The 19675-nt window shown below is 71.1% G+C and carries 21 protein-coding genes; 9 read left to right on the top strand and 12 right to left on the bottom strand.

Annotated features, from left to right (window positions below; translation table 11 throughout):
• Nucleotides 1-12: 12 nt before the first annotated feature.
• Both ACFOWE_RS24340 and ACFOWE_RS24335 read right to left on the bottom strand, forming a co-directional pair.
• Entirely contained in the window at nucleotides 13-666 is a 654-nt protein-coding gene (locus ACFOWE_RS24340) for a DUF1707 SHOCT-like domain-containing protein (RefSeq protein WP_377291620.1), read from the bottom strand.
• Nucleotides 667-752: 86 nt separating this feature from the next.
• Nucleotides 753-1220: an Lrp/AsnC family transcriptional regulator gene (locus ACFOWE_RS24335; protein ID WP_377291618.1), complete on the bottom strand. Its 468-nt coding sequence runs from the start codon at nucleotides 1218-1220 to the stop codon at nucleotides 753-755.
• A gap of 119 nt (nucleotides 1221-1339) precedes the next feature.
• Here ACFOWE_RS24335 and ACFOWE_RS24330 point away from each other — a divergent pair, with 119 nt between their 5' ends.
• Together ACFOWE_RS24330 and ACFOWE_RS24325 are read left to right on the top strand one after the other, a co-directional pair.
• Nucleotides 1340-2233, top strand: coding sequence for a phenylalanine 4-monooxygenase (locus tag ACFOWE_RS24330; RefSeq protein ID WP_377291617.1), 894 nt, complete (start codon nucleotides 1340-1342; stop codon nucleotides 2231-2233).
• A 122-nt stretch (nucleotides 2234-2355) separates the two neighbouring features.
• Complete coding sequence (locus ACFOWE_RS24325) at nucleotides 2356-3396, top strand: serine hydrolase (RefSeq protein ID WP_377291615.1); 1041 nt, start codon at nucleotides 2356-2358, stop codon at nucleotides 3394-3396.
• Nucleotides 3397-3567: 171 nt separating this feature from the next.
• Here the strand turns inward: ACFOWE_RS24325 and ACFOWE_RS24320 are convergent, their stop codons facing one another.
• From ACFOWE_RS24320 to aroA, 9 genes are all read right to left on the bottom strand, one after another.
• The gene (locus ACFOWE_RS24320; protein WP_377291613.1) at nucleotides 3568-3762 is read right to left on the bottom strand and encodes a hypothetical protein; all 195 of its coding nucleotides are present in this window, start codon (nucleotides 3760-3762) and stop codon (nucleotides 3568-3570) included.
• Between the two features lie 379 nt (nucleotides 3763-4141).
• Nucleotides 4142-4804, bottom strand: a complete 663-nt coding sequence (locus tag ACFOWE_RS24315; RefSeq protein WP_377291611.1) for a response regulator transcription factor — start codon at nucleotides 4802-4804, stop codon at nucleotides 4142-4144.
• 78 nt (nucleotides 4805-4882) lie between these two features.
• Nucleotides 4883-5662 (bottom strand): phosphate ABC transporter ATP-binding protein PstB, encoded by a 780-nt coding sequence (gene pstB, locus ACFOWE_RS24310; protein WP_377291609.1) that lies wholly within the window; start codon nucleotides 5660-5662, stop codon nucleotides 4883-4885.
• Between the two features lie 13 nt (nucleotides 5663-5675).
• Nucleotides 5676-6581 carry a phosphate ABC transporter permease PstA gene (gene pstA, locus ACFOWE_RS24305; RefSeq protein WP_377291607.1) on the bottom strand — a complete coding sequence of 302 codons (906 nt, stop codon included), beginning with the start codon at nucleotides 6579-6581 and terminating at the stop codon, nucleotides 5676-5678.
• A complete protein-coding gene (gene pstC / locus ACFOWE_RS24300) occupies nucleotides 6578-7555 on the bottom strand; it encodes a phosphate ABC transporter permease subunit PstC (protein ID WP_377291605.1) in 978 nt (325 codons plus the stop codon). Before pstC ends, pstA begins: the two co-directional genes overlap by 4 nt.
• A gap of 4 nt (nucleotides 7556-7559) precedes the next feature.
• Nucleotides 7560-8666, bottom strand: coding sequence for a phosphate ABC transporter substrate-binding protein PstS (gene pstS / locus ACFOWE_RS24295; RefSeq protein WP_377291603.1), 1107 nt, complete (start codon nucleotides 8664-8666; stop codon nucleotides 7560-7562).
• A 343-nt stretch (nucleotides 8667-9009) separates the two neighbouring features.
• The gene (hisN, locus tag ACFOWE_RS24290; RefSeq protein ID WP_377291601.1) at nucleotides 9010-9813 is read right to left on the bottom strand and encodes a histidinol-phosphatase; all 804 of its coding nucleotides are present in this window, start codon (nucleotides 9811-9813) and stop codon (nucleotides 9010-9012) included.
• 51 nt (nucleotides 9814-9864) lie between these two features.
• Entirely contained in the window at nucleotides 9865-10959 is a 1095-nt protein-coding gene (gene rsgA / locus ACFOWE_RS24285; protein ID WP_377291630.1) for a ribosome small subunit-dependent GTPase A, read from the bottom strand.
• A complete protein-coding gene (gene aroA / locus ACFOWE_RS24280) occupies nucleotides 10956-12236 on the bottom strand; it encodes a 3-phosphoshikimate 1-carboxyvinyltransferase (RefSeq protein WP_377291599.1) in 1281 nt (426 codons plus the stop codon). Before aroA ends, rsgA begins: the two co-directional genes overlap by 4 nt.
• A gap of 82 nt (nucleotides 12237-12318) precedes the next feature.
• On the opposite strand from aroA, the gene ACFOWE_RS24275 reads away from it, so the two are divergent.
• Nucleotides 12319-13083 carry an SOS response-associated peptidase gene (locus ACFOWE_RS24275; RefSeq protein ID WP_377291597.1) on the top strand — a complete coding sequence of 255 codons (765 nt, stop codon included), beginning with the start codon at nucleotides 12319-12321 and terminating at the stop codon, nucleotides 13081-13083.
• Between the two features lie 169 nt (nucleotides 13084-13252).
• Nucleotides 13253-13585, top strand: coding sequence for a TraR/DksA family transcriptional regulator (locus tag ACFOWE_RS24270; protein ID WP_377291595.1), 333 nt, complete (start codon nucleotides 13253-13255; stop codon nucleotides 13583-13585).
• A 72-nt stretch (nucleotides 13586-13657) separates the two neighbouring features.
• On the opposite strand, the gene ACFOWE_RS24265 is transcribed toward ACFOWE_RS24270, so the two are convergent.
• On the bottom strand, nucleotides 13658-14404 hold the full coding sequence (locus tag ACFOWE_RS24265; protein WP_377291593.1) for a class I SAM-dependent methyltransferase: 747 nt from the start codon (nucleotides 14402-14404) through the stop codon (nucleotides 13658-13660).
• A gap of 284 nt (nucleotides 14405-14688) precedes the next feature.
• On the opposite strand from ACFOWE_RS24265, the gene ACFOWE_RS24260 reads away from it, so the two are divergent.
• The 5 genes from ACFOWE_RS24260 to ACFOWE_RS24240 all read left to right on the top strand — a co-directional run bounded on the left by ACFOWE_RS24260 (nucleotide 14689) and on the right by ACFOWE_RS24240 (nucleotide 19534).
• Complete coding sequence (locus ACFOWE_RS24260) at nucleotides 14689-15294, top strand: sigma-70 family RNA polymerase sigma factor (RefSeq protein ID WP_377291591.1); 606 nt, start codon at nucleotides 14689-14691, stop codon at nucleotides 15292-15294.
• The gene (gene rsrA / locus ACFOWE_RS24255; protein WP_377291589.1) at nucleotides 15291-15557 is read left to right on the top strand and encodes a mycothiol system anti-sigma-R factor; all 267 of its coding nucleotides are present in this window, start codon (nucleotides 15291-15293) and stop codon (nucleotides 15555-15557) included. Before ACFOWE_RS24260 ends, rsrA begins: the two co-directional genes overlap by 4 nt.
• A gap of 129 nt (nucleotides 15558-15686) precedes the next feature.
• Nucleotides 15687-16631, top strand: a complete 945-nt coding sequence (locus ACFOWE_RS24250; protein WP_377291587.1) for an NAD-dependent epimerase/dehydratase family protein — start codon at nucleotides 15687-15689, stop codon at nucleotides 16629-16631.
• A gap of 195 nt (nucleotides 16632-16826) precedes the next feature.
• On the top strand, nucleotides 16827-18200 hold the full coding sequence (locus ACFOWE_RS24245; RefSeq protein WP_377291585.1) for an HD-GYP domain-containing protein: 1374 nt from the start codon (nucleotides 16827-16829) through the stop codon (nucleotides 18198-18200).
• A 47-nt stretch (nucleotides 18201-18247) separates the two neighbouring features.
• Nucleotides 18248-19534: an HD-GYP domain-containing protein gene (locus tag ACFOWE_RS24240; protein ID WP_377291583.1), complete on the top strand. Its 1287-nt coding sequence runs from the start codon at nucleotides 18248-18250 to the stop codon at nucleotides 19532-19534.
• The last annotated feature ends 141 nt before the right edge of the window (nucleotides 19535-19675 follow it).

Here is a 19675-nt window from a genome sequence, read left to right as displayed (position 1 = left end):
CGAGGGACCCCTTCAGCGCTCGAGTTCCTTCGCGGCCCTCTTCAGGGCCTTCAAGGATGCCGCGTCGAGTTCGGCGGGGACACGCCAGACGTCCACACCGCCCATGAGGGTGAAAACCCGGATCCGGACCAGCGGTGCCCCCTGCCGTGGGGTTCGCCGGCTCCCCCTCTCCTCGTGGCCGCCCATGAGAGAGAAACCCGAGACGTCGACGTCGATGCTGTCGGGAACATAGATGTCGAAGCCACCCATGATCGCGGTCGCGGACAGGGTGAGACTTCCTCCGTCGAGTTCGGCACCGCGCAGGTCGATCTCACCGCCGCCCATCACGGCGACGGCTCTGACCCTGGGAGCGGCCCGCCAGCGGCCGGTCCTGGAGAAGCCGCTCAGTACGGCCGGCAGCCACCGGATCACCTTCCTGCGGCTCGTGCCACCGGGGACGGCCGGCAGGTCGCTGATGAGCGGTTGGAGCTCGGCCAGGGTCCTCGCGGTGGCGGCGCGTTCCATGCGCTCTTCCAACTCGGCGAGGGTCAGCCGCCCTTGCGCGGCCTGCTCGCCCAGATATGTGATCACCCGGTCGCGTTCGGCATCGGAGGCCCTGATCGGAAGTGCTGGATCGTCCGACATGATGAGCAACGCCTTCCCGCCCCCGCGTCGCAGTTCTGACACCCAGTCTAAGCTGCGCTTTTCCCTGGACGACCGCGCGTCCCACAGGTCTGGTCCCGCTGCCGCCGATCGGTGTGGTCATGCTTCGATCACGCCTGGGGCGCGGCTTCGAGCAGCGGCTCGATGCGGAAGGGGACCTGGACGGAGAGCGCGACCGTGGTGTCGGTGCGCTGCACGGCCGGCGAGGTCAGGATACGGGCGATGATCTCCTGGAGATCAGGGGTGCTCCGTGCCACCACCCGGCAGAGCAGGTCGGACTGGCCGCTGGTGCCGTACACCTCGAGGATCTCCGGGAGATCCCGCAGCGCCTGCACGGCCTCGGCCAGGCGGCCCTGGGCGATCTGCAGGGAGACGAAGGCCAGGATCGGGTAGCCGACGCCCTCGGGGACGACCGTGGGACCGAAGTCGGCGATGACCCCGCGCGAGGTGAGCTTCTCCACACGGGCCTGGACGGTGCCGCGTGCCACGCCGAGCAGGCGGGCGAGCTCGGTGAGCCCGATCCGCGGGTTGGCGCGCATGGTCACCAGGAGGCGGCTGTCCAGCTCGTCGATGTGCATGGCGTCACACTAGGCGATCTGACCAGTCCAAACCAGGTGTGACCGTGCGATCTTGCGCGAATCGCCCACTCCAAATGCTCGCTCTTGCCAGCGAATCCGCGAATTGCTGTCATTTCTTCATGTTCGAGGAAGCACAGTATTTCGCGCCGGTGGCGACTCGGGACGACGGTACGGTCGAGGTTCAGCTCGCCGCGAGTCACCCTGGCTTCTCCGACCCCGTCTACCGGGCCCGCCGCAACGCCATCGCGGCGCTCGCGATGGACCACGTGCCCGGCACGCCCATCCCGACGGCCGAGTACACCGAGCAGGAGCACGAGGTGTGGGCCCTCGTCTGCCGGGAGCTGGCCGTCAAGCACCGCAAGTACGCGACCGCCGAGTACCTGCGGGCCACGGAGCGGCTCGGGCTGCCCGCCGACCGTATCCCGCAGCTCGAGGAGGTCGGCGACCTGCTGGAGCCGCTCACCGGGTTCCGCTATCTGCCGGCGGCCGGCCTGGTGCCGCTCCGGGAGTTCTACGGCGTGCTGGCGGACGGGCTCTTCCATTCGACGCAGTACATCCGCCACCACTCCACGCCGCTCTACACCCCCGAGCCCGACGTGATCCACGAGGTGATCGGGCACGCCAACGCGCTCGCCTCGGACCGCTACGCGGCGCTGTACCGGCTGGCAGGCCAGGCGGCGCGGCGGGTCGAGAGCGAAGAGGCGCTGGAGTTCGTCTCGAAGGTCTTCTGGTTCACGCTGGAGTTCGGGGTGATGACCGACGGGGGCGAGCTGCGCGCGTACGGCGCGGGCATCCTCTCGTCCTACGGCGAGATCGAGGAGTTCCGGGGGATGGACATCCGGCCGCTGGACATCGCGGCGATGGGGACCACCCAGTACGACATCACGAAGTACCAGGACGTGCTGTTCCGTGCGGACTCGCTGGAGCACCTGGAGGACGTGGTCGGCGGTTTCTGGGCCGGCTGCGACGACGAGAGCATCCTCCGGCTAATCGCCGACGCGCGTCAAAGCTAGGCCGCCCGCGGGCGGGCGGTTCCAGGAAACGTCCCGCGTTCGGCAGGTGCTCTTCTCACACCCCCCCATATGTCGCATTAATGAGATAAGTCCGATTTGCGATATATGGGGGGTGGTGGGGCATGGTGGGTCCGAGAGCGCCGGCCGCCGTGGCGGCGGCCGTACTCGTTCCCGTGCTGATGGGCGGGTGCGTGGTCCATCGGCACGCCGCCCCGCACCGGGTGGACCGGCCGGGTGCGGCGGACGTGCGGACGGGACCGCTGCCCACGCCCACGCCTCCGGTCCCCCTCACGCCCCTGGTCCCGCTGTTCCCGGCCGCAGGGGGCCGGTGGACGGGCCACCCGCCGCCGGGGCCGGGAGCCCCGGGAGACGAGCTCACCCGGAGCCTCGACCGCGCCCTGGCCGGGTACGGCGGCCGCCTCACGGCCGCGGTGCGGGACCTGTCCACCGGGCGGGACTACCGCTACCACGACGACCTGCAGCTGCCCACGGGGAGCACCTCCAAGGTGAACATCCTGATGGCGCTGCTGCTCTCCACGCCCTGGCGCGGGCTGGACGCGCGGGCGCGGCGCGACGCCGACCGGATGATCCGTCTCAGCGACAACGAGGCGGCCGACCGCCTGTACGAGCGCATCGGCCTGGAGGCGGGCCTGGCCGAGGCGAACAGGAGGTTCGGCCTCGAGCGCACCTACGCGCCGCCCGGGCGCTGCGTCGACCTGTACTGCTGGGGCATCACCCGGAGCACGGCGGAGGACCAGCTCCGGCTGCTCGGCGCGCTGGCCACGGAGCGCAGCCCGCTGGGGAAGGAGGACCGCGAGCAGGTGCTCCGGCTGATGGGTGAGGTGATCCCCGAGCAGCGGTGGGGCATCAGCGCGGGAGCCTGCGAGGGGGACCGCGTGGTGCTCAAGAACGGCTGGCTGCGGCGGGTCTCCAGCGGTCGCTGGGTGGTCGTGAGCGCGGGCCTGATCAGAGGAGGCGGCCGTGACTACGCCGTGGCGGTGCTGTCGGAGGACAACAGGAGGATGGCCGAGGGCGTGACCAGGGTCGAGGACACCGCGAAGCGGATCATGTCCGCTCTCCGCGGGGGCGGGGAGTGCGCGGGGGAGCGGGGCGCCCCACGGCTGGAGGGGGAAAAGGAGAAGAAGGCAGCAAAAAGCCCCTGACGTGTGAGTCGTTGGCCAGACAACACTCACGCCAAGGGCTTCCGTGCCGTTTTCGAGACCATTCACGTCGAGGCGTCTCCGGCCGGCCAGGAAAACCCGGACGCGAACCGTCTCCAGGCGGCACCACCCGGCATGGGAGGCCGGATGTGCGTCATCGCCTCAGCGAGAAGCTCAGTTCTCGATGATGCCGAGAAGGGCGAGGTCGATGAGGTCGTTCAGGATCTCGTTGTGGTTGCTGTCGTCCACGTAGGTGAAGCCGGGACGGTGGTCGTTCCAGTCACCCGCGGACGCGACACCGGCCGTGGCCAGGCCCGCGAAGGCGGCGATACCGGCGATGGCCGTACCGGCGAGAATACGACGGATCATGATGCTTCCTCCATGGAAACGAAACGGGGAACTTCTGGAGACTCCTGCTGTAAGCCGTGTCCGGCTGACCGCTCGTTGTCGCGAACAAACATCTCGCACCGGCCGCATCGCTTCAACGAGTTAGCGCCACGTTTCGGTCAAGGGGTGATGGCGTTTCTTTGGAAGTGATCCCGTAATGGTCTACGCCGCCCGTTTCATCCTTGTCGATAGGAGATGATTCCGCCGTTTACAGGTAATGGGGGGAGATTATTTCCATGGACCGTTTTGCGGGTTTTCCGGGAGGCCGCTCGCGGCTCTCCCCGGGGAGCCCGGCCGGTCCTTCCGCAGGCCGCCGGCCCGGGGCGGGCGATTCACCCCGGGCCGGCGGAGAGCGGGCGCCTCAGGAACGTCCGGCCAGGCGGTAGCCCACCCCGCGCACGGTCTGGATGAGCTGGTCGTCGTTGTCCCCGAGGCGGGCGCGCAACCGTTTGACGTGCACCGCGATGGTGTTGGTCGACGTGGTGTCGGTGGCGTTCCACACATGCCGCATGATCTGCTCGCGGGTGACCGTGCGGTGCGCGTTGCGCATCAGGTAGTGGAGCAGCTCGAACTCGCGCAGCGGCAGATGGACGGTCCGGCCGTCCACCCTCACCTGGTAGGCGTCGATGTCGAGTTCCACGTTGCCGACCGCGAGCGTCCGGCGAGCCCCCGATTCGCCGGACACCGCGGCCTGCAGCAGCGGAAGGAGCTCGGGAACCCGGTACGGCCGCGCCACGCAGGCGGTCGCCCCGGCCGCGAGCGCCTGGATCGCCTGCTCGGCGTGGCCCTCGCCCACACCGAGCAGGACGGGAACGGTCAGCGTCAGCCGCAGGGCGCGGACGAACTCCACCGCGCCGATGACCGGGAGGGAGGCGCTGACGAGCACGACGTCGGGCTGGAGCGCGCCGGCCCGCAACAGCGCCTGGGCTCCGTCCGGGACGCCCAGGACCTCCACTCCCTCGCGCTGCAGGGTGGCGGCGAGCTCCTCGACCAGGGGCGACTCCGGATCGGCCACCAGCAGCATGGGCGATGTCCGTACGTCTCCGTCCACATCGGGTGCCATCTGCGGCTGGATCACCCAGGTCCTCCAAAAAGTGGCGAGTTATCCGAAACGGCCGGTGATGTAATCTTCGGTCGCTTTCTGGGAGGGGTTGGTGAAGATGCGGGTGGTCTCGTCCATCTCGATGACCCGGCCCGGCTGACCCTGCCCCGCGAGGTTGAAGAACGCCGTGCGGTCGCTGACCCGCGCGGCCTGCTGCATGTTGTGGGTCACGATCACGATCGTGAACTTGTTCTTCAGCTCCATCATCAGGTCCTCGATCGCCAGGGTGGAGATCGGGTCCAGCGCGGAGCACGGCTCGTCCATCAGCAGGACCTCGGGCTGGACCGCGATGGCCCGGGCGATGCACAGCCGCTGCTGCTGACCGCCCGACAACCCGGCGCCGGGCTTGTTGAGCCGGTCCTTGACCTCGTTCCAGAGGTTGGCGCCCTGCAGTGAGGTCTCGACGATGCCGTCCATCTCGGACTTGGAGCGCTTGCTGCCGTTGAGGCGGAGACCGGCCGCCACGTTCTCGTAGATCGACATCGTGGGGAACGGGTTGGGGCGCTGGAAGACCATGCCGATCATCCGGCGCACCGACACCGGCTCGACGTCGGCGGCGTAGAGGTCCTCGCCGTCGAGCAGGACCTTCCCCTCGACCCGGGCGCCCGGGATGACCTCGTGCATCCGGTTGAGAGTCCGGAGGAAGGTGGACTTGCCGCAGCCCGACGGGCCGATGAAGGCGGTGATCGACTGGGGCTCGATCGTCATCGAGATGTCCTCGATCGCCTTGTGCTTCCCGTAGTACGCGTCGAGGCCGGAAACCTGGATCTGCTGGCTCATTTCGGCTTTCCTCCTAGCTCTTCCTGGAGGGCGAGCGCCACCAGGCGATGAAGCGCGCCACCAGGTTGAGCAGCATGACGATCAGAATGAGGGTGAGGGCTCCGGCCCATGCGCGGTCGATGGCGGTGTCCGTGGGACGGGCGGCCTGGTCGAAGACGTAGAGCGGCAGGCCCATCTGCGGGCCGTTGAACGGGTCCGCGTTGATGGAGTCGGTGAAGAAGACCGTGAGGAGCAGGGGAGCGGTCTCACCCGCGACACGGGCGATGGCCAGCATGACGCCGGTGGCGATGCCGGTGAACGAGGTCGGCAGCACGACCCTGACGATCGTGCGCCACTTGGGCACGCCCAGGGCGTACGAGGCCTCGCGCAGGTCGTTGGGGACCAGGCGCAGCATCTCCTCCGCGGAGCGGACCACGGTCGGCATCATCAGGATCGACAGGGCCAGCGCGCCGGCGAAGCCGGAGAACGGCATGCCCAGGGCGAGGACCCAGAAGGCCAGGATGAACAGGCCGGAGACCACGGAGGGGATGCCGGTCATGACGTCCACGAAGAAGCTGATCGCCCGGCCCAGGCGTCCGCCCTCGCCGTACTCGACCAGATAGATCGCGGTGAGCAGGCCGACCGGGATGGAGATGACCGAGGCCAGCAGGACCTGCTCCAGGGTGCCGAGGATGGCGTGGTAGGCGCCGCCCCCGGCGTCGGTGGCCCCGATGTTGCGCATGGAGTGGGTGAGGAACTCCATGTCGAAGCGGGCCAGGCCGTTCGCGATCACCATCCAGAGGACGGCGACCAGCGGCACCAGGGCGAGGGCGAACGCCAGGTACACGAGCGCCTGGACGAACCGGTCCTTGAACCGCCGGGCGGCCGAGATGCGCCGGATCCCGCCGCGCTGGGTCCTGGCGTGCTGGACTGCGGTCATGCGGCGGCCCCCGAGTACTCCTTGCGGCGAGCGACGATCATGCGTGCGCCCATGTTCACGAGCAGCGTGATGACGAACAGCACCAGACCCGACGCGATCAGGGCGCCGCGCCCGATGTCCGTGGCCTCGCCGAAGCCGTTGGCGATGTTGGCGGCGATGCTGTTGCCCTGCGGGGTGAGGATCTCGAAGCTGATCCCGAACGTCGCCGGGAAGATGAGCGCGACGGCGATCGTCTCCCCCATGGCCCGGCCGAGACCGAGCATGGCCGCGCTGATCACTCCGGGGCGGCCGAACGGGAGCACCGCGGTCCTGATCATCTCCCAGCGTGTCGCGCCGAGGGCGAGCGCCGCCTCCTCGTGCGTCTTCGGCACCTGGAGGAAGACCTCCCGGGAGATCGCCGCGATGATCGGCAGGATCATGATCGCCAGGACGACCGACGCGGTCAGCATCGAGCGGCCCGCGACGATGTCGCCGTCGAACAGCGGGATGAACCCGAGGTACTCGTTGAGGAACTCCGACGGGCCCTGGATGAAGGGGACGAGGAAGATGACGCCCCACAGGCCGTACACGACGCTGGGGACGGCGGCGAGCAGGTCGATGACGTATCCCAGCACCCCGGCCATCCGGCGCGGGGCGTAGTGGGAGATGAACAGGGCCACGCCCACCGCCACCGGCACCGCGATGACGAGGGCGAGCACGGAGCTCATGACGGTCCCGAACGCCAGGGCGGCGATGCCGAAGGACCCGGTGCTGTTCGGCTCCCAGGTGAGGTCGGTGAAGAAGCTGCCCTTGTTCGCCTGCAGGGCGGGGACCGCCTCGACGATGAGGAAGACGGCGATGGCCGCCATGATCACCAGGAGGAAGACGCCGGCGCCGGTGGAGGCGTAGCGGAAGGGGACTTCACCGCGGCTGCGCCGCGAGGCGGACCGGCTCAGGGCCGGCCCGCCGTCACGGGTACGAACTGGAGTCGCCATCGGATTAGGAGATCGCCTCGATGGCGGTGCGGACCTTGGTGAGCATGGTGGGCGGCAGCGGGGCGTAGCCCAGGCCCTTGAGCGCGTTCTGGCCCTCGTCGCTGGCGGTGTAGCCGAGGAAGGCCTTGACGAGCTTGGCGTCCTCCGGCGAGAGCCCCTTCTCGCAGGTGATCTCGTAGGTCACCAGCACGATCGGGTAGGCGCCCGCGGCCTTGGTGGCGTAGTCGATCTCGAGCTTGAGGTCGTTGCCGGTACCGGTGATCTCGGCGGCCTCGACGGTCTTGCCCGCGCTCTCCGGGGTCAGCTCGACGAACTCGCCGGCGCCGTTGGCGACCTTGGCCTTCTGCAGGCCGGAGTTCTCGGCGTAGGACAGCTCGACGTAGCTGATCGCGCCCGCGGTCGACTTCACCGACTGGGCGATGCCGTCGGAGCCCTTGGCGCCCTGGCCCTTGGCCTCGGCCGGCCAGGCCTTGGCCGGCTCGTGCGGCCAATCGGCGGTCTTGGAGAGGAACTTCGTGAAGTTGTCGCTGGTGCCCGACTCGTCCGAGCGGTGGAACGCCTGGATCGGGGTCGAGGGCAGCTGGGCGTCCGGGTTGTCGGCCTTGATCACCGGGTCGTCCCACTTGGTGATCTCGCTGTTGAAGATCTTACCCAGGGTCTTCGGGGAGAGCTGCAGCCCGTCCACGCCCTCCAGGTTGTAGACGACGGCCACCGGGCCGGTCACCATCGGGATGTTGATGGCCTTGCCGGTCTTGCACCGGGCGTCCGCCTGGGCGGGCTCGCCCTTGTCCTCCTTGAGCGCCGAGTCGGAGCCGGCGAACGCGACCGTGCCCTGGATGAACGCCTGGATTCCGGCGCCGGAGCCGCTGGGCTGGTAGTTGAGGCTCACCCCGGGGTTGGCCTGCTGGAAGTTCTTCTTCCACTCGTCGATGGCGTTGGCCTGTGCGGAAGAGCCGGCGGCGTTGATCGTACCGCTGAGGCCGGAGCCCGAGTCCGCCTTGGCCGCCGCGGCGGAGGTGTCGGAGCCGGGGGTGTTGTTATCGGTGCCGCACGCAGCGAGCGAGAGCGCGCCGGCCAGAGTGACCGCGGCGAGCCGGCCTGCATACTTCACGGTTGGGTTCCTCCCACTAAGTCCTTCAACGCTTCAGGACAGTAGGGAGGCAAAGTGACTCAAAGCCCGAGTAAAGGTGAACGGGAGATGAATGTGTCCGGTCACCCGTGTGGCAGCGGCCCTGAGCAGGGGGGATCCACCCCGGGCGGAGTCCGGCGGGCCGCCGGGGAGCGGTGGTGGAACGTTTCACCGGCCCGTCGTGGAACGCTCCCCGCGGGGCCGGCTGCTCGTACGGGAACGCTCCCCGCGGGGCCGGCCGCTCGTACGGGAACGCTCCCCGCGGGGCCGGCCGCTCAGGCGTGAAGGGTGAGCGGGCGCTCGGACAGGGAGAATGAGCGGGCGCTCAGATGGGAAGGGTGAGCGGGCCTCCGCCGAGGCGCTTGAGGACCTCGCCGTGCAGGGCGCCGTTGGTGCAGACCAGGCTCCCGCCGTCCAGGCCGGGGACGCCGGACAGATCGGTCCAGATGCCGCCGGCCTCCTCGACGATCACCGTCAGGGCGGCGATGTCCCAGGGGGAGAGCTCCGGCTCGGCGGACAGGTCGACGGTGCCCTCGGCGACCATCATGTGCGACCAGAAGTCGCCGTAGGCGCGGGTGCGCCAGACCGAGCGGGTCAGGTCGAGGAAGTCGCCGAGCTTGCCGGCCTCCTCCCAGCCTCCGAGACTGGAGTAGGAGAAGGAGGCGTCCTCCAGGCGGGTGACGGAGGAGACCCGGCAGCGGGTCGCCTTGGTCAGGCTCCTGCCGGTCCAGGCGCCGCCGTCGCGGGCGGCCCACCAGCGGCGGCCGAGCGCGGGGGCGGAGACCAGGCCGACGACGACGCGGCCGTGCTCCATCAGGGCGATGAGCGTGGCCCAGACGGGGACGCCGCGCACGTAGTTCTTCGTGCCGTCGATCGGGTCGATGATCCACGAGCGGTCACCGTGACCGGTCGTGCCGAACTCCTCCCCGACGATCGCGTCTCGGGGCCGGGCCCGGCGGAGCGTGTTCCGGATCGCCTCCTCGACCGCCCGGTCGGCGTCGCTCACCGGGGTCAGGTCGGGTTTGGTCTCGACCCGCAGGTCCACCGCCTTGAACCTGCGCAGGCTCAGGTCGTCGGCGGCGTCGGCCATGACGTGGGCGAGGCGGAGATCGTCGTTGTAACCCGTCACGGAGGGAACGCTACCGCGTCGGCGCCCCCGAACAGGAGAGGGGGAGACGGATCAGGGCACGTCCGGCCGGTCGGGCCGCCGCTCGTCGTCGGCGGCGCCCTCGCGGCTGGCGAGCAGGCGGCGCAGCGAGCCCAGGCGGGCCGGATCGGCGTGGCCGTCGGCCACCCACGCGTCCAGGGCGCAGTCGCCGCCCAGGTGGGTGCAGCCCTTGGGGCAGGTGACCGTGCCCTCGACCAGGTCGGGGAAGCCCGCCAGGACGGTCTCGACCGAGATGTGCGCCAGGCCGAAGCTCCGCACCCCCGGCGTGTCGATGATCCAGCCGCCCTCCGGCAGCTCCAGCGCCACGGCCGAGGTGGAGGTGTGCCGGCCCCGGCCGGTCACCGCGTTGACGTGCGAGACGGCCCGGTTGGCGTGCGGGACCAGGGCGTTCACCAAGGTGGACTTGCCCACCCCGGAGTGTCCCACGAGCACGCTGATCCGGTCTCGCAGCCGCTCGCGCAGCTCGTCGAGCTCGCCGCCCCTGCGCACCACCACGTACGGCAGGCCGAGCGGCGCGTACAGCGAGACGATCTCCTCGGGCGGGGCGAGGTCGGACTTGGTCAGGCAGAGCAGCGGCTCGATGTCGGCGTCGTAGGCCGCCACGAGCATGCGGTCGATCATGCGGGGCCGGGGCGGCGGGTCGGCCAGCGCCGTGACGATCACCAGCTGGTCGGCGTTGGCGACGACGGGGCGCTCGATGCCGTCGGTGTCGTCGGTGTCGTCGGCGGAGCGGCGGAGCATCGAGACGCGCGGCTCCACGCGGACGACGCGGGCCAGCGTGTCAGGCCTGCCGGAGACGTCGCCCACCAGCGCGACCCTGTCACCGACCACGATGCCCTTGCGGCCGAGCTCGCGGGCCTTCATGGCCACCACCAGCGTGCCGCCCGGCTGCGCCGTGCCCTCCCCGCCGGTCCTGGCGGCCTTCCCGCCGCGCCCCCGGCGCCGGCCGTGGCCGTCCGTGACCAGGCAGGTGTAGCGGCCGCGGTCGACGCCCACGACGAACCCCTCGACCGCGTCCTCGTGCGCAGGACGGATCCGGGTCCGGGGCCGGGAGCCCTTCCCCGGCCGGACCCTGACGTCGTCCTCGTCGTACTCCCGCCTTCTCAGCGGTCGCCTCCCAACATCCGCGCCCACATGGAGGCGAACTCCGGCAGGGTCTTGCCCGTGGTGGCGATGTCCTCCACCTGGACCCCCGGCACGGCCAGGCCGATCACCGCGCCGGCCGTGGCCATGCGGTGGTCGGCGTAGGAGCGGAACACCCCGCCGCGCAGCGGGCGCGGCCGGATCTCCAGCCCGTCCTCGGTCTCGTTCGCGTCGCCGCCGAGAGCGTTGATCTCGGCGACCAGCGCGGCCAGCCGGTCGGTCTCGTGCCCGCGGATGTGCGCGACGCCCCGGATCCGGCTGGGGGAGTCGGCCAGGGCGGCGAGCGCGGCGATCGTCGGGGTGAGCTCGGCGACGTCGCGCAGGTCGGCGTCGATGCCGCTGACACGGCCGGTGCCGGTCACCGCCAGGCCGCCGTCGGTGAACGCGACGGAGGCGCCCATGCCGGCCAGGATCTCCCGGAGCCGGTCGCCGGGCTGCGTCGTGGCGGCGGGCCAGCCGGGGATGACGACCGTGCCGCCGGTGACCATAGCCGCCGACAGGAACGGCGCCGCGTTGGACAGGTCGGGCTCCACGGTGAAGTCGGTGGCCCGGATCGGCCCGGGCTCGACCCGCCAGACGTCCGGCTCGGAGTCGTCGACGTGCACGCCGCGCTCGCGGAGCATCTGGACCGTCATCTGTATGTGCGGCTGCGACGGGACCGGCGGCCCGGAGTGCCGGACCGTCACCCCCTTGGGGAAGCGCGCGGCGGCCAGCAGCAGGCCGGAGAGGAACTGCGAGGAGCCGGAGGCGTCGAGCACGACCTCGCCGCCGGTCAGCGGCCCGCGGATCGTGAACGGCAGCGCGTCGCCCGTGACGTGCGCGCCCAGCGTGCGCAGCGCGCCGAGGATCACGCCCATCGGGCGCTTGCGCGCGTGCGGGTCGCCGTCGAAGGAGACCTCGCCGTCGGCGAGCGCGGCGACCGGCGGCACGAAGCGCATCACGGTGCCGGCCAGACCCACGTCGATCCGCCCCCCGGCGGTGACGGGGCCGGGGACGACGGCCCAGTCGAGGCCGGAACCGCTCTCGTTGGACGGGGTCATCGTGGCGCCGAGCGCGCGCAGGGCGTCGGCCATCAGATCGGAGTCGCGGCTGCGCAGCGCCAGCCGTACGGTGCCCGGACCGTCGGCGAGCGCGGCCAGCAGCAGCGCGCGGTTGGTCACGGACTTCGAGCCCGGCACCGGGACGGTCGCGTGGACGGGACGGGTCGCGGTCGGGGCGGGCCACAGCGGAGCGGACGACATGCCTCGAGCCTACCGAGAGGGGATCGCCGGGCGGGAAACGCCGGGCGCGGACGGGCGCGCCGGAAGGTGGCAGAGTGGGGGTATGTGCGGGAGATTCGCCTCTGCGCGGAGCAAGCAGCAGCTGCTGGAGGAGTTCGAGGTCGAGCTCGACGGCGCCGATGGGGCCGAGCTGCGGCCCGACTACAACGTCGCGCCGACCAAACCGCTCTACGCGGTGCTCAGCAGGGCGCCCAAGGAGGCGGTGGAGCGGGCCCGGCCGGTGCGCCAGCTCCGCGTGCTGCGCTGGGGGCTGGTGCCGGCCTGGGCGAAGGACCCCTCCATCGGCTCGAAGATGATCAACGCCAGGGTGGAGACCGTGGCGGAGAAGCCGTCGTTCCGCAAGGCGTTCGCCGAGCGCCGCTGCCTGGTCCCGGCCGACGGCTACTACGAGTGGGTCGCGCTGGAGGAGACGGGCCCCAGAGGCAGGCCGAAGAAGCAGCCCTACTTCATCCGGCCGGCCGACGGCTCCGTCATGGCGATGGCGGGGCTGTACGAGTTCTGGCGCGACCGGGGCCGGCCCGACGACGACCCGGACGCGTGGCTGACGACCTGCACGGTCATCACCACGACGGCGGTGGACGAGGCGGGGAAGGTCCACGACCGCATGCCGATGCTGATCGAGCGTGACCGGTGGGGCGACTGGCTCGACCCGGGGGTCCGCGACGCGCGGGACTTCCTGATCCCGGCCGGCTCCACGGGCCTGGCGATCCATCCCGTCTCCACCGCGGTGAACTCCGTGCGCAACAACGGGCCCGAGTTGATCGAGCCGCTGCGTCAGGAGGGCGGAAAAGAGCCGTCTCTGTTCTGAAAAGGGCTGGTGACCGGTGTAAAGACCGTGCCGAGCGGGCATCCGGTGAGGAAAGCGGAACCTCCGCTCTCCGCGTGAGGTGACGCGACCGAAGCCGTCCCCCGTGCCAGGCGGGAGATCCGGGGGATCCCGCCGTGGGCCGCCCCTCGCATCCCGGAGGTGCGCAGCCGTGAACGACGCGACCGCGCGTATGCGCCTGGAGAGCATGCTCAGTGAGCTTGACCGGTCCATCGGGATCCTCAGAGGAGGCCAGCCGGCCTTCCACGAGCGGTCGGCGGCCGACGCCGGGGCCGTGCTGACCGACGCGGACCGCAACCAGGCCATGCTCGACGTGGCCACCCGGCAGCGCCGTTCGGTCCTGGAGGCGCTCAAGCGGATCGACGACGGCCGCTACGGCCTCTGCGTGGACTGCGGCGCGTCCGTGCCGGAGGGCAGGCTGGAGGCCCGCCCGGAGGCCGCCCGGTGCGTGCAGTGCCAGTCGAGGAGGGAGCGCCGCCGCTGACGGCGGCCGGCGGGTGCACCCGCGCGGCGAGCCGCCCTCTGGGACGTTCCCGGGACCTCTTCAGGAACGTCCTCAGGGGCGGCGGGCGCTGGCCACCAGGTGGATGCCCACGGTGTCGTCGTCGTCCGGGTGGGCCTCGAGCTCGGTGCGGACCAGCCAGTTCAGCGCGCGCGAGTCGGAGGCGAGCACGTGGTCGACCGCCGAGGGGGACAGCACGGTCCGGGGCCGGATCCACTCGACCTCCAGCCCGGCCTCGGTGAGCAGCTCCCTCAGCTGGGTGCTGCTGAAGCACCGGGTGATGCTCCCGTCGGGCCAGGGCACGAGCATGACCTCGCCGGTCTGGCGGAGGTGGGCCCAGTAGTTCTGCTCGGCGAGGATCGCCATGCCCAGCACCAGCGAGTCGACGCAGACCAGCGCCCGGCCGCCGGGGCGCAGCACCCGGGCGATGTCGGCGACCGAGGACTCCGCCATGAGCTCCAGCGACATCGCCCGCTCCTCGGCGAGCACGGCGTCCACGCTGCCGTCGGGGAGGAAGCGCAGGTCGTCGGCGCGGACCTGGCGGACCCGGCCGGCGTCGCGGAGGACGGGGCCGGCCTCGGCCGCCAGCGCCCTGCGGAAGTCGATCACCTCGATCACCCGGTGCCCGGCCCGTGCCGCCTGCGCGGACCAGCGGCCCTGGCCGCGCGAGAGGTCGAGGACGGTGGACGGGGTCCGGGGCAGCCAGCGGCTCAGCTGCTCGGCGACGACCGCGCGGTAAAAGGTCCAGTACGGCCCGAGCGTTCCTGAGCCGTTCAGCTCTTCGGCCGGGATGGGCAGCACAAGCGGCTCCTGGCGTCGGGGTTCTCCGGTGGTCTGAAGCTACCTGCCGGTACGCATGTTTTTCCCCGTACCGGGTCGTTCGTCACCTTCTATCTTGCGGGAACAGACAGAAGTGCGGGCGTGTTGCCAACGAACAGCGCAGATCCTTTCGGGAGGTTGGCCAGCGAATGCTCGCCTTGATCGAAACCGTCGCCCGCCCCGGTGGCCGGTCGTTCCCTGACGAGCGGGTATTCTCCGCTCAGTACGGTGTCCCGCGCGAGCCGGACTCCGGAGATATTAAGGGGGTGGGTCCGGTCCCTGCGACAGACGCGGAGACTCTGGAGCAGCGGAGCCAGCGGTTCGAGAGGGACGTGCTGCCCTATCTCGACCAGCTCTACTCCGCCGCGCTCCGGATGACCAGGAACGCCGCCGACGCCGAGGACCTCCTCCAGGAGACCTTCGCGAAGGCCTTCGCGTCCTTCCACCAGTTCCAGGAGGGCACGAACCTCAAGGCCTGGCTCTACCGCATCCTCACCAACACCTTCATCAACAGCTACCGCAAGAAGCAGCGGGAGCCGAAGCAGTCGGGCGCCGAGGAGATCGAGGACTGGCAGCTGGCCAGGGCCGAGTCGCACACCTCGGCGGGGCTGAAGTCGGCCGAGATCGAGGCGCTCGAGCACCTTCCCGACAGTGACGTCAAGGACGCGCTGGCCGCCCTCCCGGAGGACTTCCGGATCGCGGTCTATCTCGCCGACGTCGAGGGCTTCCCCTACAAGGAGATCGCCGACATCATGGGGACCCCGATCGGGACCGTGATGTCGCGGCTCCACCGCGGACGCCGGCAGCTGCGGACGCAACTCGAGGACTACGCCCGGGAGCGTGGCCTGGTTCCTGCGGAGGGTGCACAGTGAGCTGTGGAGAGCACCACGACACCGACTGTCGTGAGGTCCTGGACAAGGTCTACACCTACCTCGACGGTGAGCTCGACGAGGGCAACTGCGTCGACATCCGCCAGCACCTGGACGAGTGCGGCCCCTGCCTGAAGGAGTACGGCCTGGAGCAGGTGGTCAAGCAGCTGGTGGCCAAGCACTGCGGCTGCGAGCAGGTCCCCGACGATCTGCGCGCCAAGGTCCTCAACAGGATCGACCAGGTCCGCAGCGAACTGAACACCTGACCTCTAGGATTCCCGTACGACAACGGCCGTACGGGCCGCACGGGGCGACGTCGGCGGATCCTCCTCTCCCGCGGTGAGGGGGCCTGGCCGCGCCCCGGCCGCGGCCCCGCGACGAGAACGGGGAGCGGCATGCGGATACTCGTCACCGGAGGGGCGGGGTTCATCGGGTCCAACCTGGTGGACCGGCTGCTGGAGGAGGGCCACGAGGTCGCCGTCGTGGACGACCTGTCCTCGGGGAGCCGGGCCAACCTGGCGGACGCGGTGCGCAGCCCCCGCTTCAGCCTGCACGAGATGGACGTCCGCGATCCCGCGCTGGCCGGCCTGGCCGAGGAGTTCCGGCCGGAGGCCGTCTGCCATCTCGCCGCCCAGATCAGCGTGCGCAAGAGCGTGGCGGACCCGGTCCACGACGCCCGGCTCAACGTGGAGGGCACGGTCTGCGTCCTGTCCGCGGCCCGGCGGGGCGGCACGCGCAAGGTCGTCTTCGCCTCCTCCGTCGCGGTGTACGGCAGGCCCGCGGTCATCCCGGTGCCCGCCGGCGCGGCCACCGACCCGCGCTCGCCGTACGCGGCCTCCAAACTGAGCGCCGAGGTCTACCTGGCGACCTTCAAGGCGCTGCACGGCATCGACTACACCACGCTCGTGCTCTCCAACGTCTACGGCCCCCGCCAGTCGCCGGAGGGCGAGGCCGGCGTCGTGGCGATCTTCACCGACGCGCTGCTCGGCGGGGCCCCCACCGTGGTGTACGGCGACGGCACGCAGACGCGCGACTACGTCTACGTCGACGACGTGGTGGACGGCTTCGTCCGGGCCTGCGGCGAGGCGGGCGGCGGCGGCCGCTTCAACCTCGGCACCGGGGTGCAGACCACCGACCGCGAGCTGCACGGCCTCGTCGCGGCGGCGGCCGGGGCGCCCGACCGGCCGGGCACCGCCCCCGCGCGCCTGGGCGACCTGCCCGCGATGGCGGTCGATCCGGCGCCCGCGGCCGAGGCCCTCGGCTGGCGGCCCCGGACGGATCTGGTCACCGGGCTGAAGAGCACCGTCGAGTGGGCGAGGAGCCGCCGGGCGGCCGGATAGACAAACTCCCCGTGCTGGGCTGGTTACGCTTTGCTTGCGATTGTCGGTCCATCCCGCCGGAACCGGCCCGCTTCTGTAGCCTGAGACACGAAATCAACGTGGAGGCAGCGCATGTCGAAGGAAACGGTCGTCCGGGCGCACCCGGGGATCTGCTGGACCTGAACACGCGCCCGTAGGACCCGTAGGGTGGCCGCATTGCGTGGACTGCCATGGTTTGCCAAGGTCTATCTCGTCGCCGTGATCGGGACGGCCTTCGGGCTGCTCGTCCACGGGGTGATGGAGAGCAGCCGGACCGAGCGGCTCGACTGGTCCACCCTTCTGGTGCTGGCCCTGCTGTTCCTGGTCTGCGAGTCGATGCCGACGCTGCTCAGCGTCCGGCAGGCCGCGGTCTCGGTCAGTTTCTCGGCCGCGCTCGCCGCGGTGGTGCTGGTGGGGCCGGAGGGCGCGGCGCTCGTCGGCATGACGGCCGTGCTCAGCGTGCGGCCGGGACTGCCGCTGGTGAAGCGGCTGTTCAACGGCGCCCAGTTCGCCATCTGCGGGTACGGCGCGGGCTGGGTCTACACCAGGCTCGGCGGCCCGGTCGCCGTGCCCGACGCGGCGGGGACCGACTTCAGTGACCTGATCGTGCCGTTCGCGGGGGCCGCGGCGGTGTTCGTCCCGCTGAACCTCGCCCTGATCGCGGTGGTCCTGGCGCTGACCGGCCAGGCCGACCAGGTGCCGCTGCGCGGGCTGGCCCAGTTCCTGGTCTCCTACCTGGGCTACGCGACCTTCGGCCTGCTGATCGCCGGGCTCTGGGCGACGGTCGCCTCGATCGCCGCGGTGCTGGTGCTGATCCCGCTCTTCGTCGCCCGCTGGGCCTTCGGCCAGTACCTCGCCCAGCAGCGCTCCTACGACGCCACGATCGCCGCGCTCTGCCAGGCGGTGGAGACCAAGGACTACTACACCCGCGGCCACTGCACCCGGGTCTCCCGGGCCTCCGGCATGATCGCCGAGGAGATCGGGATGGGCTCGGAGCGGCTGCGGGCGATCCGCTACGCGGGCATGCTGCACGACGTGGGCAAGCTGGGCGTGCCGACGAAGGTGCTGCAGAAGGAGGGCCCGCTCACCGAGGAGGAGTTCGCCGCCATCCAGCTCCACCCGATGCGCGGGCTGGAGATCGTGCGGGGCATCGACTTCCTGGACGAGGCCTTCGCCGGGATCATGCACCACCACGAGCGGCAGGACGGCAAGGGCTACCCGATGGGGCTGGCCGGGGACGAGATCCCGGAGTTCGCCCGGATCATCGCGGTGGCCGACGCCTTCGACGCGATGACCTCCGACCGCTCCTACCGCAACGCGCGTCCGGTCGAGGTGGCCGCCCAGGAGCTGCGCAAGGGCGCGGGCACCCAGTTCGACCCGGTCATGGTGGCCGCCTTCCTCAAGGCCCTGGAACGCCACGGGTGGGAGGCCCCGCGCCCGGTGGCGGTCCCGCCGGCCGGCGGCGCGGTGGAGACCACCACCAAGGACCACGACGACCCGACCAGCCCGATCCAGGTGGTCTCGGACGCGACTTCGGGGACGGAGCGGTAACGGGACCTCCCGTCCGCAGGCCGAGGTCCCCACGCTGGAGGTAATCGATGACCACGACGACCGGCACGGCCGTTCCGCACGCCCGCGCGTTCCGCCGGCTCGACTCCGGGCAGCTTCTGCTCATCTCCGCGGCCGGTCTGATGGCGGTGGCCGGGGTGGCGTACACGGCCGCGGCGGGGCTGCACCAGCCCGAGTTCGCGATCGGGTTCGGCGCGCTGATCGCGGCGGGGGAGCTGGCCAGGCTCACCATGCCGGGCAACCGGGAGGTGGCGCCGATCGGGGCCGCCGCGGCGCTCGGCTACACGCTCCTGCTCGACATGGGCGACACGCCGGCGACCCACTCGTCCCTGCAGGTCATCGCGGTGCTGGCGGTGGGGATGGCGGCCGGGGCGCTGCCGCACCTGGCGGTCGGGCGGCCGCCTCAGCTCGACGCGATGGCCCGGCGGCTGCTCACCGGAGCCCTGCTGGCCGTCGCCTACCGGCCGCTGGCCGGATCGCTGCAGGCGACGACCCTGCCGCCCGAGGGGAGCTGGACGCCCGCGCTGGGCGTGATGACCGGGCTGATCCTGGTGACGGTCCTGGTGGACGTGCTGCTGGCGGCCGTCATCCGGGCCGAGCAGGTGCGCGCCGCGTTCCGGGTGGCCGTCCGCGACGAGCTGCGGATGGCCGCGCCGCTGGGCGTCGCCGTGGCGGCCTCCGGCATCCTGCTCGCGCTCGCCTCGCACAGCATGGACATGGCGGCGCTGCTGGTCTTCGCCGCCCCGCTGCTGGTGACCCAGGTCGCCTTCCGCAAGTACGCCGGGATCCGCGCCACCTACCTGCAGACCGTCCGGGCGCTGGCCCAGGTCACCGAGGTCGCCGGATACGTGGAGCCGGGTCACTCGCGCCGGGTGAGCCGCCTGTCGGTCGCCGTCGGGCGGGAGCTGGGCATGGCGGAGCCGGAGCTGCTGGAGCTGGAGTACGCCGCGCTCATGCACGACATCGGCCAGCTCTCGCTCCGGGACCCGATCCCCGGCGGCGCGACCGTGCTCACCGACCCGGAGCAGGCTCGCCGGATCGCCGAGCTGGGCGCCGAGGTGATCCGGCAGACGGGCGTGCTGGACCGGGTGGCGGAGATCGTCCGCCGGCAGTGCGATCCCTGCGACCGGATGCCCCCGCTGTCGAGCCGCATCATCAAGGCCGCCAACGCCTACGACGACCTGGTGGGCGGCTCCACCGACCGGGACCGGGCCCACGCGGCGCTGGAGCGGCTCCGCCTCGGCAGCGGCGGGGAGTACGACCCGGACGCGGTGGAGGCGCTGGCGCGGATCGCCGGCCGCCTCGCGCGCTACTGAACCGGCCCGCTCCGGGCGTCTCCGCGAGGTGCCCGCCCGATCGCACCAAGTGATCAAAGCCTGGTCATACGGCTTGTCGCACAGGGGTTTCCGGTTCCGCGCATTGTAAGTTTCCTACAGCTTGCGCTGCTGTGATCAGTG

This window comes from Planomonospora corallina, assembly GCF_042650625.1.
Lineage (GTDB): Bacteria > Actinomycetota > Actinomycetes > Streptosporangiales > Streptosporangiaceae > Planomonospora_B > Planomonospora_B corallina.
Note: the sequence above shows the minus strand (reverse complement) of the source record. Positions and strands in the feature narration are given on the sequence as shown.

Bases quoted from the DNA above. Each gene is read 5' to 3' on its own strand.
- ACFOWE_RS24325 (WP_377291615.1), top strand. From the start codon at position 2,356: ATGGTGGGTCCGAGAGCGCCGGCCGCCGTGGCGGCGGCCGTACTCGTT.
- ACFOWE_RS24250 (WP_377291587.1), top strand. From the start codon at position 15,687: ATGCGGATACTCGTCACCGGAGGGGCGGGGTTCATCGGGTCCAACCTG.
- ACFOWE_RS24315 (WP_377291611.1), bottom strand. From the start codon at position 4,804: ATGCTGCTGGTGGCCGATCCGGAGTCGCCCCTGGTCGAGGAGCTCGCC.
- pstA (WP_377291607.1), bottom strand. From the start codon at position 6,581: ATGACCGCAGTCCAGCACGCCAGGACCCAGCGCGGCGGGATCCGGCGC.
- ACFOWE_RS24240 (WP_377291583.1), top strand. From the start codon at position 18,248: ATGACCACGACGACCGGCACGGCCGTTCCGCACGCCCGCGCGTTCCGC.
- ACFOWE_RS24320 (WP_377291613.1), bottom strand. From the start codon at position 3,762: ATGATCCGTCGTATTCTCGCCGGTACGGCCATCGCCGGTATCGCCGCC.
- ACFOWE_RS24335 (WP_377291618.1), bottom strand. From the start codon at position 1,220: ATGCACATCGACGAGCTGGACAGCCGCCTCCTGGTGACCATGCGCGCC.
- pstC (WP_377291605.1), bottom strand. From the start codon at position 7,555: ATGGCGACTCCAGTTCGTACCCGTGACGGCGGGCCGGCCCTGAGCCGG.
- pstB (WP_377291609.1), bottom strand. From the start codon at position 5,662: ATGAGCCAGCAGATCCAGGTTTCCGGCCTCGACGCGTACTACGGGAAG.
- ACFOWE_RS24275 (WP_377291597.1), top strand. From the start codon at position 12,319: ATGTGCGGGAGATTCGCCTCTGCGCGGAGCAAGCAGCAGCTGCTGGAG.
- aroA (WP_377291599.1), bottom strand. From the start codon at position 12,236: ATGTCGTCCGCTCCGCTGTGGCCCGCCCCGACCGCGACCCGTCCCGTC.
- ACFOWE_RS24330 (WP_377291617.1), top strand. From the start codon at position 1,340: ATGTTCGAGGAAGCACAGTATTTCGCGCCGGTGGCGACTCGGGACGAC.